At 64.9% G+C, this 13,046-nt stretch carries 11 protein-coding genes; 2 read left to right on the forward strand and 9 right to left on the reverse strand.

Annotation, left to right across the window (positions count from 1 at the left end; translation table 11 throughout):
* Positions 1–174: 174 nt before the first annotated feature.
* From BcanWU425_RS19835 to BcanWU425_RS19850, 4 genes are all read right to left on the reverse strand, one after another.
* Positions 175–1,386, reverse strand: a complete 1,212-nt coding sequence (locus BcanWU425_RS19835; RefSeq protein ID WP_018458086.1) for a molybdopterin molybdotransferase MoeA — start codon at positions 1,384–1,386, stop codon at positions 175–177.
* Between the two features lie 238 nt (positions 1,387–1,624).
* The gene (locus BcanWU425_RS19840; RefSeq protein ID WP_026233498.1) at positions 1,625–1,816 is read right to left on the reverse strand and encodes a hypothetical protein; all 192 of its coding nucleotides are present in this window, start codon (positions 1,814–1,816) and stop codon (positions 1,625–1,627) included.
* Between the two features lie 167 nt (positions 1,817–1,983).
* Positions 1,984–2,610, reverse strand: a complete 627-nt coding sequence (locus BcanWU425_RS19845; RefSeq protein WP_085395035.1) for an HAD family hydrolase — start codon at positions 2,608–2,610, stop codon at positions 1,984–1,986.
* Positions 2,611–2,624: 14 nt separating this feature from the next.
* Positions 2,625–3,758 (reverse strand): alpha-hydroxy acid oxidase, encoded by a 1,134-nt coding sequence (locus tag BcanWU425_RS19850; RefSeq protein ID WP_018458083.1) that lies wholly within the window; start codon positions 3,756–3,758, stop codon positions 2,625–2,627.
* 303 nt (positions 3,759–4,061) lie between these two features.
* On the opposite strand from BcanWU425_RS19850, the gene BcanWU425_RS19855 reads away from it, so the two are divergent.
* Positions 4,062–5,399, forward strand: a complete 1,338-nt coding sequence (locus tag BcanWU425_RS19855) for a S41 family peptidase (protein ID WP_026233497.1) — start codon at positions 4,062–4,064, stop codon at positions 5,397–5,399.
* A 277-nt stretch (positions 5,400–5,676) separates the two neighbouring features.
* On the opposite strand, the gene BcanWU425_RS19860 is transcribed toward BcanWU425_RS19855, so the two are convergent.
* Entirely contained in the window at positions 5,677–8,409 is a 2,733-nt protein-coding gene (locus BcanWU425_RS19860; protein ID WP_204511311.1) for a bifunctional diguanylate cyclase/phosphodiesterase, read from the reverse strand.
* A gap of 142 nt (positions 8,410–8,551) precedes the next feature.
* Here BcanWU425_RS19860 and BcanWU425_RS19865 point away from each other — a divergent pair, with 142 nt between their 5' ends.
* Positions 8,552–8,653, forward strand: a complete 102-nt coding sequence (locus BcanWU425_RS19865; RefSeq protein WP_085353576.1) for a Flp family type IVb pilin — start codon at positions 8,552–8,554, stop codon at positions 8,651–8,653.
* A 9-nt stretch (positions 8,654–8,662) separates the two neighbouring features.
* Here the strand turns inward: BcanWU425_RS19865 and moaC are convergent, their stop codons facing one another.
* Genes moaC through BcanWU425_RS19885 form a run of 4 tightly spaced genes read right to left on the reverse strand, consistent with a single transcriptional unit; the run spans position 8,663 to position 12,962 of the window.
* Positions 8,663–9,205, reverse strand: a complete 543-nt coding sequence (gene moaC / locus BcanWU425_RS19870) for a cyclic pyranopterin monophosphate synthase MoaC (RefSeq protein ID WP_018458079.1) — start codon at positions 9,203–9,205, stop codon at positions 8,663–8,665.
* Position 9,206: 1 nt separating this feature from the next.
* Complete coding sequence (gene trpC, locus BcanWU425_RS19875) at positions 9,207–10,028, reverse strand: indole-3-glycerol phosphate synthase TrpC (RefSeq protein WP_204511310.1); 822 nt, start codon at positions 10,026–10,028, stop codon at positions 9,207–9,209.
* 7 nt (positions 10,029–10,035) lie between these two features.
* On the reverse strand, positions 10,036–11,049 hold the full coding sequence (gene trpD / locus BcanWU425_RS19880; RefSeq protein ID WP_204511309.1) for an anthranilate phosphoribosyltransferase: 1,014 nt from the start codon (positions 11,047–11,049) through the stop codon (positions 10,036–10,038).
* Between the two features lie 14 nt (positions 11,050–11,063).
* On the reverse strand, positions 11,064–12,962 hold the full coding sequence (locus BcanWU425_RS19885; protein WP_204511307.1) for a peptidylprolyl isomerase: 1,899 nt from the start codon (positions 12,960–12,962) through the stop codon (positions 11,064–11,066).
* Between the last annotated feature and the right edge of the window lie 84 nt (positions 12,963–13,046).

The following is a 13,046-nucleotide window of genomic DNA, read 5'->3' on the forward strand; positions in this document are numbered from 1 at the left end:
CGACCAAAGTCCCCCGGTTGATGTCGTCCGATTCCGAGACGCTGAATTCGGCCATAAGCCGCTGCATGCTCGAAACAAATCATGAACAGACACTATATGTTCGATACATGTTCCGCAACTGCTTAATTTACCGTGAACAGAGCAAAGTGCGCGGAACGCGCGTTGCGGGGGCGCTCAGACGGGGAGCCGCAACACTTCGCAAGCCGTGCCGGCTTCGGCCTTCGGCGCGAATGGTGCGCGGACGAGAAGTACCTGTGCTGCAGCGAGATTCGCAAGCAGCGAAGAGTCCTGATGATTGACGGGAACAACGACGCGTGTGCCATCGTCACGCTCCTCAAGATGCGCGCGCAGATAGTCCTCGCGCTGGTCGTTGGCGCCGACGTCGCGGCCGAGCACGGCGCGTTCACGGCGATGGTGAATCACTGAACGGCCCGACAGGGCGCGAATCAGCGGCACCATGAACAGGAAAGCGCACACGTAGGACGATACGGGATTGCCCGGCAGGCCGATCACACCCATTGCGCCGAGTCGCCCGTGCATCATTGGCTTGCCTGGCCGCATCGCGATCTTCCAGAACGCCATCGCGATGCCTTCGTCCCGCAGTGCCTGCTGGACCAGATCGTGGTCGCCGACCGATGCGCCGCCGGTCGTGATCAGGACGTCGGCGCCGCTCTCGCGGGCGCGGCGGATGCCGGCGGTGGTCGCCTCCAGCGTGTCGGCGGCAATACCGAGGTCGATGGTCTCGGCGCCCTCGCTGCGGGCGAGCGCGTGCAGGGCGTAGCCGTTGGAATAGACGATCTGGCCGTGGCCGGGCGTGGTGCCCGGCATCACCAGCTCGTCGCCGGTGGCGAGAATCGCGACTTTCGGACGCCTGACAACGGCAAGGTGCGGATGATTCATCCCGGCGGCGAGCGCGAGGTCTCGCTCGGTCAAACGGCTTCCCTTGCGCAGGAGCACGTCGCCCTCGCGGAAATCGACGCCGGCGGGGCGGATGTGCCGGCCGGCGATTGCGGCTTCCTTGATCGTGATCCGCTTGCCGGCGGCGACCGTGTCCTCCTGGATCACGACGGCGTCCGCGCCAAAGGGAACGACGCCGCCGGTGAAGATCCGCACGGCCTCGCCGGCTCCGACCGTCCCCTCGAACGGTCGGCCCGCTGCGACTTCGCCGATGACGGTGAGCTCCGAATCGATCGTCGCGGCATCGGCCGCGCGCACCGCGTAGCCGTCCATCGCCGACATCGCCTGCGGCGGCTGCGTGCGCCGCGCCACGACGTCACGCGCGAGCACGCGATGGTAGGCCTCGTCGAGGGAAATCATTTCTTCCGGCAGCGGCTCTGCACCCGCCAGCACCGCGGCAAGCGCGTCAGAAACCGGCATCAAGGCCACGGCGAAAACTCCTGCTCGGCACGTTCGGGCGAATGTTCCGCACGTCTTCTAGCCGAGCGCAGGCGCAGAGGCAAAAGCGGCTGAGCAGGCACAGTCATCCCGCCCCTTCACATTGTTCCGGAAGGCAGGATCAAGCGCGTCGCGGCATGATCCGAAGGAGGTCACAGATCGGCAGGAGAGTGGTCATGGAAGCGACGAAAATCATGGCAAGGCGAGAACGCGCCATGGCCTGAATCGATCAGCTCCCTGCCTGCCCGGGAGTTACGTCGGGCGCCTTGGATCCCTGATCCTTGTCGGGCAGCGGGTCGGCTTGGGATTTCAGGTCGGCGGCCTTGCTCACAAGCTTGGCGGAAAGGTCCGAATCTGAAGTTGTCCTCGCGAATTCAAGAAGAAGAGAGGCCTGCTTGGTGAGGTAGGTTTTGCCCAGCACGATGATGCATCCGTCCGTAGAAGTCCCAACGGACTCTAAGAGTCCGGAAGGCGGTATTCCGTTCCCGGAACTCTGTATAAAAATGTACAAAGTGATCCGGTTCCTCAATTTTTCAAAATTGGTCCGTCGGGCCGTGCCGTCGTGGGTTTCGCGACAACGGACCGTCGTCAAATGCCCAATGCCTTCAATGCGTTCCCGACGTCACGCGGCGAGGTCACATGCACCGCCGTCAAGCCGCGCGCGCGCGCTCCCTCGATGTTTTCGGCAAGATCGTCGAAGAACACGATGCGCCCGGCGGGCACGCCGATCGCCGCAACGACGTGGTCGAAGGCCTCCGCATCCGGTTTGCGCAGGCCGATGCTGGACGACAAATACAGCTCGCGGAAATGGCCGAGGAGGTCGGCATATTCCCTCGAGAAATGGTCCACGTGCGGCCGGTTGGTGTTGGAGAAAGCATAGAGCGGCATCTGTTTCGCTGCGCGCGGCAGCAGCTCGGCGATGTCAGGCATTTCGCCGGCGAAAATCGCGTTCCAGCCTTCCAGGAACTGCGCATCCGAAATGCCGATTCCGAGCGAGGCTCGCAATGAGGCGAAATAGTCCTCATCGCTGATCTTCCCCATCTCGTGCAACCGATAGGCTTCGCTGTCCCGCACATAGCGCGCGACGATGGCTTCGGGCTTGCAGCCGGCATGTCCCGCCCAGCAGGCGATCGCCTTGGAGAAATCGATATCGAGCACGACGCGGCCGAGATCGAACAGGAGCGCATCCGCGCTGCCGGGAGAGAGCGATGTCACCTGCGTCCTTTCACTCAGTATCGATACGGCTCGTGGTCGAACAGCGGAAACGCGCTGAACACACTCGGCGCGTTGGTTGCGGTCGCCTGGTGCAGGCAGGATTTGTTGACCTCGGCGAACGAGGTCGCACCCAAGAGGCCGAGGCAGCGCAGCACTTCGTCCTCGAGCAGTTCCAGCATGCGCGCCACGCCGGCTTCGCCGGCCGCCGCCAGCGCCCAGCATTGCAGCCGGCCGATGCCGACGAGGTCGGCGCCCGCCGCGATCGCCTTGACGATGTCGGTGCCGCGACAGACACCGCCATCGACCATGATCTTGGCGCGGCCGTTCACGGCGTCGACGATCTCGGGCAGCACGTGCATGGCGCCGCGACCGTGATCGAGCTGACGGCCGCCATGGTTGGAGACGTAGATCCATTCGACGCCGTGATCGATCGCGATCAGCGCGTCCTCCGGCGTCGCGATGCCCTTGAGGATCAGCGGGATCTTGAACTTGTCCTTGATCATCTTCACCGTCCGCCACTCCAGACCCTTCTGGTAATCGCCCCCGGTGGCGCGCAAGCGGCTCTCGCGAACGTAGCGCTTGGCGATGTCACGTTCGCGGCGGCTGTAGTGGGCGGTGTCGACGGTCAGGCAGAAGGCGGCGTAGGCGTTCTTCTCGGCCCGGCTGACGACGTCGGCGACGAAGGCGTCATCGCCGCGCACATAGAGCTGGTAGAGCCGCAGCGCGTCGGACGCAGCTTCGGCGGTCTTTTCTAGGCCGGGCTCGGACACCGAACTGAGCATGTGCGCCGCACCGAAAGTGCCGCAGGCGCGTGCCACGCTCGCCGCACCATCCGGATCGAAGATCTCGAGCGCGCCGACCGGGGCGAGGACCACGGGCAGGCGCATCTTGCGGCCGAACTGTTCGACCGAACCTGTAACCTTGCGAACATCGCGCAGCACGCGCGGGCGGAAAGCGATCTCGTCCAGCGCCATGCGGTTGCGACGCATCGTGGTCTCGGTCTCGGCCGCGCCGACGATATAGTCCCATGCATTCTGGTTGAGGTTGGCGCGGGCTTTCCGGATGAATTCATGCAGATTCTGGAACGGCTCGGTGCTGGCGCCGAGCTCGACGTTCCTTTCCGGTTGGATGCGGGGTGCTTCGTTCATTGTTATCCTCCCGAGAATTTGAAGCCTTCCCTGATCGCCTAACCCGTCCGGGGCGCCAAAACCATCCTAAAATGGCATGGCTGCGAGGCGCGGGCCGGCCGGCCGACCCCCGCTGCGCACGAACCGGTCCTGCAACGTTGCCGAAAGTTTGGGTCCGGACCAACCGATTTTTACGGTGTACCCGCCGGCGTGGCATCCCGGCCTTGAAGAAACCAGAATGGTATTGTGAGAAGCAGGCTGGATCGCCATTTGCATGGCGGCTCCCAGCCCACCGAACCGCGAAGCAAAAAGGCCAGCCTATCCATGCGGAAAACCCTGCTGTTTCCACTGGGCGCGCTCACCGGAGCGTGTCTGACCCTTTTGGTAGCCAGTCCGCACGGCGGCGTTTGGGCGGCACGGGCGGCAGCGAGCGCGGATGACGCCTATTCCAAGCTCAATCTGTTCGGCGAAGTGTTCGAGCGGGTGAAGGCGAGCTATGTCGAGAAGCCTGACAATGCCAAGCTGATCGAAGGCGCGATCACCGGCATGGTGACCTCGCTCGATCCGCACTCGCGCTACATGAACGACAAGGCCTGGACCGAGATGCAGGAGACCACCTCCGGCGAGTTCGGCGGGCTCGGCATCGAGGTCACGATGGAGGAGGGGCTGGTCAAGGTCGTCTCGCCGATCGACGACACGCCGGCATCCAAGGCCGGCATCATGTCGGGCGACCTCATCAGCAAGATCGACGGCGATGCCGTGCAGGGCATGACGCTCGAGCAGGCCGTCAACAAGATGAAGGGGCCGGTCGAGACCCAGACCAAGCTCACGATCGTGCGCAAGGGCGCCGACGCCCCGCTCGACGTCGCGATCAAGCGCGAGATCATCCATGTGCGTCCCGTGCGCTTCCACGTCGAGAACGGGGATATCGGCTATATCCGCGTCACCTCGTTCAACGAGCAGACCACCGATGGCCTGAAGAAGGCGATCGCATCGATCACCAAGGAGGTTCCGCCGGAGAAGCTGGTAGGCTACGTGATGGACCTGCGCAACAATCCGGGCGGATTGCTCGACCAGGCCGTGTCGGTGTCGAGCGCGTTCCTGCAGCGTGGCGAGGTCGTCTCGACTCGCGGCCGCAATCCGGAAGAGACCCAGCGCTTTACCGCCCATGGTGGCGACCTCACCAAGGGCAAGCCGCTGGTGGTTCTTGTCAACGGCGGCTCCGCCTCAGCCTCGGAAATCGTGGCCGGCGCGCTGCATGACCACAAGCGCGCGACGCTGATCGGCACGCGCTCGTTCGGCAAGGGCTCGGTGCAGACCATCATTCCGCTCGGCACCGGCAACGGCGCGCTGGCGCTGACCACGGCGCGCTACTACACGCCCTCGGGCCGCTCGATCCAGGCCCAGGGCATCGCGCCCGACATCGAGATCCTCCAAGACGTGCCGCCCGAGCTGAAGGGCCGGATGGACACCATGGCGGAGTCCCAGATGCGCGGTCATCTCCAGGCAGCCGACGGCACCGAGCAGACCGGGTCGCAGTCCTATGTCCCACCGGAAGCGAAAGACGACAAGGCCCTGCATACGGCCTACGACTTCCTGCACGGCCAAACCGCGAATGCGGTCGCCGCCAAGCCGGCGTCGAAGGCTGCAGTGCCGAACTAGGCGCTCGCGACGGTAAGGTGTTGATCGCCCGGGAGCGGATAGTCGTTCCCGGGCGAACTTGTTTCGGGACGCTGTGTCAGCTCGGGTTCATGGCCGCGAAGGTGGCCTCGTAGCAGCCATCGCGCTCGGCCCAGCGGCGGGCGCGGTCGCGCTCGACCAGACCTCGCCGCCGGGATGAACCCGCAACTCCAGCAATTGCATGACCTCCGCGACACCTGCGTCGTGTGTATCGAGGAGAGCTTCTGGGAATGCCGCTGCGCCGACCACGAGGTCCGAACTAGCTTGCCTCGCGGCGGCGGCCTTCGTTGCCGCCGCGCCGGGCGAGACGGCTGCGATGAGCTGCGAACAGCTCCAGCACCTTGTCGGCGGGCTTTGCGGCGCTGAACAGATAGCCCTGCATCTCGGAGCAGCCGAGCGCGCGCAGCAACCGCTGCTGCTCCTCGGTCTCGACGCCCTCGGCCGTGGTGGTCATGCGGCGGGCGGCCGCGAGATTGACGACCGCCTGCACGATGCTGGCGGAGCCGTCGGGGCCGGCGATGTCGTTGACGAAGCAGCGGTCGATCTTGATCTTGTCGAACGGGAAGCGGTGCAGATAGCTTAGCGAGGAGTAGCCGGTGCCGAAATCGTCCAGCGCGATGCGGACGCCGATGGCGCGGAGTTGATGCAGGATCGCAAGCGCCGTGTCGTCGTCGCGGATCAGCACCGCCTCGGTGATTTCGAGCTCGAGCCGGCTCGCCGACAAATTGGAGGCGGCAAGCGCCGCCATGATCTTCAGCGCCAGCGTGCCGCTCTTGAATTGCACCGGCGAGACGTTGACGGCGAGGCGGATGTCGTCGGGCCAGTTCGCCGCATCCCGGCAGGCGGTCGCCAGCACCCATTCGCCGATCTCGTTGATCAGGCCGGTGTCCTCGGCGATCGGGATGAACTCCGCCGGCGAGACCATGCCGCGCTCGGGATGGCGCCAGCGCACCAGCGCCTCGCAGCCGGTGATGCGGTCGTCCTTCAGGCTGAGGCAGGGCTGGTAATACACCTCGAGGCCGCCTTCGAGCCCGCCTTGAGCGATGGCGTGGCGCAGGTCGATCTCGAGCTGCCGCCGCTCGTGGATCTTGGCGTCCATCTCCGACTCGAAAAAGCGATAGGTGCGGCGCCCCGCAGCTTTGGCGGCGTACATCGCCATGTCCGCGTTCTTCAGGATCTGGTCCAGCGCCGTTCCATGTTGCGGCGCCAGCGCGATGCCGATGCTGGCGTCGGTGGCAAGATGATGCCCCATGCAGTCGAACGGCGCCCGGATGGCCTCAAACACCCGCGCGACGAGCTCGCTGACCTGATCCGGCGATGTCACCGCGCTCTGGACGATGGCAAATTCGTCGCCGCCGAGGCGCGCCACGAAGTCCGCCGGCCCCGCACAGCGGTGGAGGCTCTGCGCGACCGACTTCAGGAGCTCGTCGCCGACGAGATGCCCGAGCGCGTCGTTGACGCCCTTGAACTCGTCGATGTCGATGTAGTGCACCGCGAGTTGTTCGCCGCCGGCGACGAGATCGAGTTCCTGACGCAGATGCTCGTGGAACATGGTGCGGTTGGGCAGGTCGGTCAGTGCGTCGTAATGAGCGAGATGGGTGATGCGCTCCTCGATACGCCGGCGCTCCGTGATGTCCTCATGCGTCGCCACCCAGCCGCCATCCGTGAGCGGTTCGTTCACGATCTGGATCGAGCGACCGTCGGAGGTCTCGACCACCATGGAATTGCGCACGTGGACGTCGCGCAGGACCCGTGCGACATACTGGTCCGCATCGCCGGTGAACGAGCCGGTGGCTTTGCGGTGTGCAATGATGTCGTGAAAGCTGCAGCCGGGTCTCACGATTTCGGCCGACAGCCCGTACATCTCGATGTAGCGCTGATTGCAGATCACGAGCTGCTGCGAGGCGTCGAACAGCAGCAGGCCCTGGGTCATGTTGTTGACGGCGCGGTCGAGACGCTGCTTTTCCAGCGTCAGCCGTTCCCGCGAAAGACGATGCTGCTCCAGGAGCTTGCGAACGATCGCGATCAACACGCCCGCGATGGCGAGCGCGGAAGAGGCCGCGACCGAGATCAGGATGCCGATCTGCTCGCGCCAGTCCGTCAGGGCCGTCGCGCGCGTCGTGGTGGCCATCATCAGGATCGGGAAGTGAGGCAGGGCATGTGAGGAAATCAGCCGGTCCTCGCCGTCGACGGGGCTCATGAAGCGGCCGGTAAAATGGTCGAGCCCGAAAACCCTTTGATGCGCGAACGGACCGTTCTTGAAATTCCGTCCCATCAATTCACTGGAATGGGGATAACGGGCGAGCATCGTGCCGTCCCGGTGCAGCATCGAGATCGTCGTGCTTTCGCCGAGCACGGCGGACTCGAAGAATTTTTCGAAGTTTGCCGGCTCAATGCCGCGTCCGACCACACCCATGAATTCGCCGTTCGGTCCGACGACCTTGCGCACGATCAGGATGGTCCATGCGCCGGAGATGCGACTGTAGAGTGGCTCGATCAGGACGTCGGGAGCGTCGGGATCGTACCGGAAGGTCTGGAAATAGGCGCGATCGGCAACGTTCACGTTCGGGGCCGGCCATGCCGCCGACGAATTGATCAAATTGCCTTCGGCATCGATGATATTGACGCCGCCCATGTAGGGCAGTGCCTCGATCTTCGAACGCAGCATCCGGTGGAGGTCCTGGCCGGCGAGGCGCTTGCGATAGTCCGCCGCACTGGTGATGCCGCTTGCGCGGACGTAGTCGACGAAATCCTTCTGGATGACCGCGAAATCCTGCAATTGCTGGTCGAAATGATGGGCCAGCATCAGCACGGTGTTTTCCAGCTCGCGCCCGGAGCTGCGCAGCGCACGTTCGCGGAAATTCTGCGCCATCAGCGTCGCGCCGACGGCGATCGCAGCGATCAACAGCGTGCCGCCCACCACCAGCCAGCGGATCGGTCCGCTGCGCACGAAGGCCTGGTCAAAAAGGCGACTGCCGAATCCCGTCATCATGATCGATCGTTGTCGTGCACACGCCAGGGTCAATTCTTGGCCCCGGAAACATCCGTTGGTTTACGGGAACGGAGTGGAGGCGAAGTTAGCAAGCTGGGTTAATGGGCCGTGAAGGGACCCTCGCAAAAGCAATCAATATGCGATCGAGTATGGGCTGATTGCGCTCGCGATCGTCGCCGTGGTGGACGGCCTGGGCAGCAAGCTCAATTCAAAATTCGGGTCGATCAGCGCGTCGTTGAAGTAGCAGCCGCAATCAGACGCGGTAATGGCCGGACTTGCCGCCGAGCTTCTCGACCAGATGGATGCCTTCGATGCGCACGCCGCGCTCCACCGCCTTGATCATGTCGTAGATGGTGAGGCAGGCGACCGAGACGGCGGTGAGCGCTTCCATCTCGACGCCGGTCGGGCCCGTGACCTTCACGCTGGCGCGGACGAGGCAGCCCGGCAGCGTTGCGTCTGGCTCGATCTCGACCGTCACCTTCGACAGCGCGAGCGGATGGCAGAGCGGGATCAGCTCCGCGGTGCGCTTGGCGGCCATGATGCCGGCGATGCGGGCGGTGCCGAGCACGTCGCCCTTCTTGGCGTTGCCGGACACGATCAGGTCAAGCGTCGCCCTGGTCATGACGACGCGTCCTTCCGCGACCGCGAGCCGCTCGCTGGCGGGCTTGTCCGACACGTCAACCATCCGCGCCTCGCCGGAGGCGCCGATATGGGTGAGGGCAGGGCCGGTCTTGGTGTTGGACTGGGTCTTGGACTCGGACTTGGCTGGTTTCGTCGCGGTCGGCTTGCGGGCCATGTCAGCGCGTGCCCGTCGCGCGCGCCGTCGTCTCGCGCGCCAGCAATGTGCGCGTCGCAGCGGTAACATCGGCTTGCCGCATCAGGCTCTCGCCGACCAGGAAGGTCGACATGCCGACGCGCTCGAGCCGGGCGAGATCGGCGGGCGTGAAGATGCCGCTCTCGCCGACCATCAACCGGTCGCCGGGGATCAGCGGCGCCAATGTTTCGCTGGTCGCAAGCGTGGTTTCGAAGGTGCGCAGATTGCGGTTGTTGACGCCGATCATCGGCGAACGCAGCTTCAGCGCGCGGTCAAGCTCGACGCGGTCGTGGATCTCGATCAGCACGTCCATGCCGTGGGCGATGGCGGCATCCTCGAGCTCTTTTGCCGCGGCATCATCGAGCGCCGCCATGATGATCAGGATGCAGTCGGCGCCGTGCGCCCGGGCCTCCGCCACCTGATAGATGTCGAACATGAAATCCTTGCGCAGCACCGGCAGTGACGTTGCCGCGCGGGCCGCCACCATGAAGTCGAGATGGCCCTGGAACGAGGGCGTGTCCGTCAGCACGGACAGGCAGGCAGCGCCGCCGGCCTCATAGGCCCTGGCCAACAGCGGCGGATCGAAATCGGCGCGGATCAGGCCCTTTGACGGCGACGCCTTCTTGACCTCCGCGATCAGCGCGTAGTCGCCATTGGCGTGCTTGGCCTTGATCGCGCGCAGGAAGCCGCGCGGTGCTGCTTGCGCCTTGGCCTTCGCCTCTACCGCCGACAGCGGCTGCGCGCGCTTGGCCGCAGCGATTTCTTCGCGCTTGTAGGCTTCGATCTTGGTCAAGATGTCCGACATGTCAGGCTCAGCCGTTCGAGACCGCGATCAAATGTTTCAGCCGCGCGCGCGCCGCGCCGCTGTCGAGCGATTTTGCGCCGATCACGACACCTTCCTTGAGATCCCTGGCACGCCCCGCTACGACCAATGCGGCAGCGGCGTTGATCAACGCGACGTCACGATAGGGGCTCGGCTTGCCGTCGAGCACGCCCTGCAAGGCGATAGCGTTGGCGTCGGCGTCGCCGCCTTTGAGCGCACCGGCCTCGCAGCACGGCAGGCCCGCGTCCTCCGGCGTCACCTCGAAATTCCGGATCTCGCCATTGTGGAGCGCGGAGACGAAGGTCGGGCCGGTGAGGGTGATTTCGTCGAGGCCGTCGGAACCGTGCACGACCCAGGCGGATTCGGAGCCGAGGTTCTTGAGCACTTGCGCCAGCGGCTGCACCCATTGCCGGGAGAACACGCCGACCATCTGCCGTTTCACACCGGCCGGATTGGACAACGGACCGAGCAGGTTGAAGATCGTGCGTGTCGCAAGCTCCACCCGGGTCGGGCCGACGTTCTTCATGGCGGGATGATGGGCGGGCGCGAACATGAAGCCGATGCCGCATTCGCGTATGCAGCGGCCGACCTGTTCGGGCCTCAGATCGATCTTCACCCCCAGCGAAGCCAGCACGTCGGCAGCGCCCGAACGCGACGATAGCGCGCGGTTGCCGTGCTTGGCCACCGGCAGACCGGCGCCCGAAACGATGAAGGAGGCACAGGTCGAGACATTGACCGAGCCGGAGCCGTCGCCGCCGGTGCCGACAATGTCGACGGCGTCCGCGGGCGCATCGACCGTGAGCATCTTGGAGCGCATGGCCGAGACCGCGCCGGTGATCTCGTCCACGGTCTCGCCGCGCACCCGCAGCGCCATCAGGAGGCCGCCCATTTGCGAGGGCGTAGCCTCGCCGGACATCACGGCGTCGAAGGCGGAAGCCGCTTCGTCACGCGACAGGCTGGCGCCGGTCGCCACTTTTCCAATGATCGATTTCAGGTCGTCCATCGCGTGCTTTCAACTCACTGGTTCGCGCCGGTCACCTGCGCGAAGGCGGCCTGATTAATCGTGGTCCCGATGTCGGTTTCAAGCTTGTTGACGTAGGACGCGACCTGCTCCTCGGTCTGCGCGCGGTCGAGACTGTCCTTCAGCTTCTTGACCGCATCGGAAGCGGCATCGACGGTGGGATCGATGATCTCGGTAACGCGGAACACGATCACCTCGGTGCCGCCGGTCACTGCCGTCTGCCCGACGCCGTCCTTGGCGACGCGGAAGGCGGCCGACACGACGGCCGCGGGCACGCTGGCGGGCGAGTCGTCCCGCTTGAAGCCGGTGGCGGTCTCGACCTTGGCGCCGATCGCGGCTGCTTCGTCGGCGAGCTTGCCGCCAGATTCGAGCTTCTGCACCATCTCGGTCGCCTTGGCCTTCAGCTTGGTCGCGATCTGGTCCTGGCGCCAGCGCACCTCGACCTGGTCGCGAACCTCGTCGAGATTGCGGTCGCGCGAGGGCGTGATGGCAAGCACGTCGTACCAGACATAGCCGCCCTTGAACGAGATCGAGTCGTTGTCGACGCCGACATCGGTGTTAAAGGCCTGCGACACCACGTCGAGGCCCTGCGGAATGCCGGAGACCGGCTGGCCGCTCGGCGCGCGGCCGGAACGGTCGACGGCGTCGATGGTCACGGCGGTGAGGCCGAGCTTCTGCGCCGCGTCGATCACGCTGGCACCGCCGCCGCGCTCGTCTTCCATCTTGTCGCGGAGATCGGCGACCTTGACGCGCGCACGCTCGGTGGCGATCTCGCGCTTGATGTCGGCGGCAACGCTCGCGTAGTTCGCCTCAGTGCCCGGCTCGATCTTTTCGACCTTGACGATCGACGTGCCGAGACGGCCCTGGATCGGCTGGCTGATTTCACCGGCGGGAAGCGCGAAGACAGCGTCTCCAACTGCGGGATCGAGCGAGGATTTGGTCACGAGCCCGAGATCGACGTCAGACGCGCTCAGTCCGCGCTCCTTGCCGAGGTCCTCGAACGACGTCCCGCTGGTGAGCCGCTCGCGTGCGGCCTGCGCCTCGGCGGCGTTGGGGAATACGATCTGCTGGATCTGGCGCTTCTCCGGCGTGCCGAGCCGGTCCTTGCGCTGGTCGAATGCTTTCTTGGCGTCCTCGTCCGACACCTCGCTCCACTTGCCGATCTCCTCCGGCGAGATCACGACGAACGCGATCTTGCGATATTCGGGCGCGCGGAACTGGACCTTGTGATCCTCGAAATAGGCGGCGAGCGCCTCCGGCGATGGCGCGTCGATGGTGCCTGCCTGAGCTGCGTCGAGCCTGACGAATTCAATGGCGCGCTGCTCGTTCTGGAAGCGCGTCAGCACGTCTAGCATCGCCTTCGGCGGCTCGAGGCCGGCACCGATCGTGCCGGTGATCTGCCGACGCAACGAGACCTTGCGCTGCTCGGAGACGTAGCGCTGCTCGGTATAGCCGAAATTGCGGATCACGGACTGGAAGCGGTTCGAATCGAAGTTGCCGCCGACGCCCTTGAAGTTCGGGTCGTTCATGATGAGCTGGCGGATCTGGTCGTCGGACTGGCCGAGCCCGAGCCGGCGCGCCTCTTCGTCGAGGGCGGCTTCCGCGATCGTCTGCTGCAGCACCTGACGGTCGAGGCCGAAGGCGCGCGCCTGTTCCGGCGACAGCGGCCGGCCGAATTGGCGACTGATCTGCTGGAGGCGATCGGTATAGATCTGGCGGAACTCGTTCAACGAAATCTCGGTGCCGCCGACCTTGGCCACGGTGGACTGCCCAAAGCCCTTGAAGATGTCGGCAATGCCCCAAACGCCGAAACTGATGATCAGCACGCCCATCACAATGGCCATAATGGTCTTGCCGAGCCAGTTTGATGAGGCCTTGCGCATTCCTCGAAGCATTTGGTCCAACTTGTTTGGCAGGAGGGGAACGGGAGCGCGTCTTAATGCAGATTCCGCAAAAGCGCGTCACCAAATTGATCAACC

The organism is Bradyrhizobium sp. WU425 (assembly GCF_021052305.1).
Lineage (GTDB): Bacteria > Pseudomonadota > Alphaproteobacteria > Rhizobiales > Xanthobacteraceae > Bradyrhizobium > Bradyrhizobium canariense_D.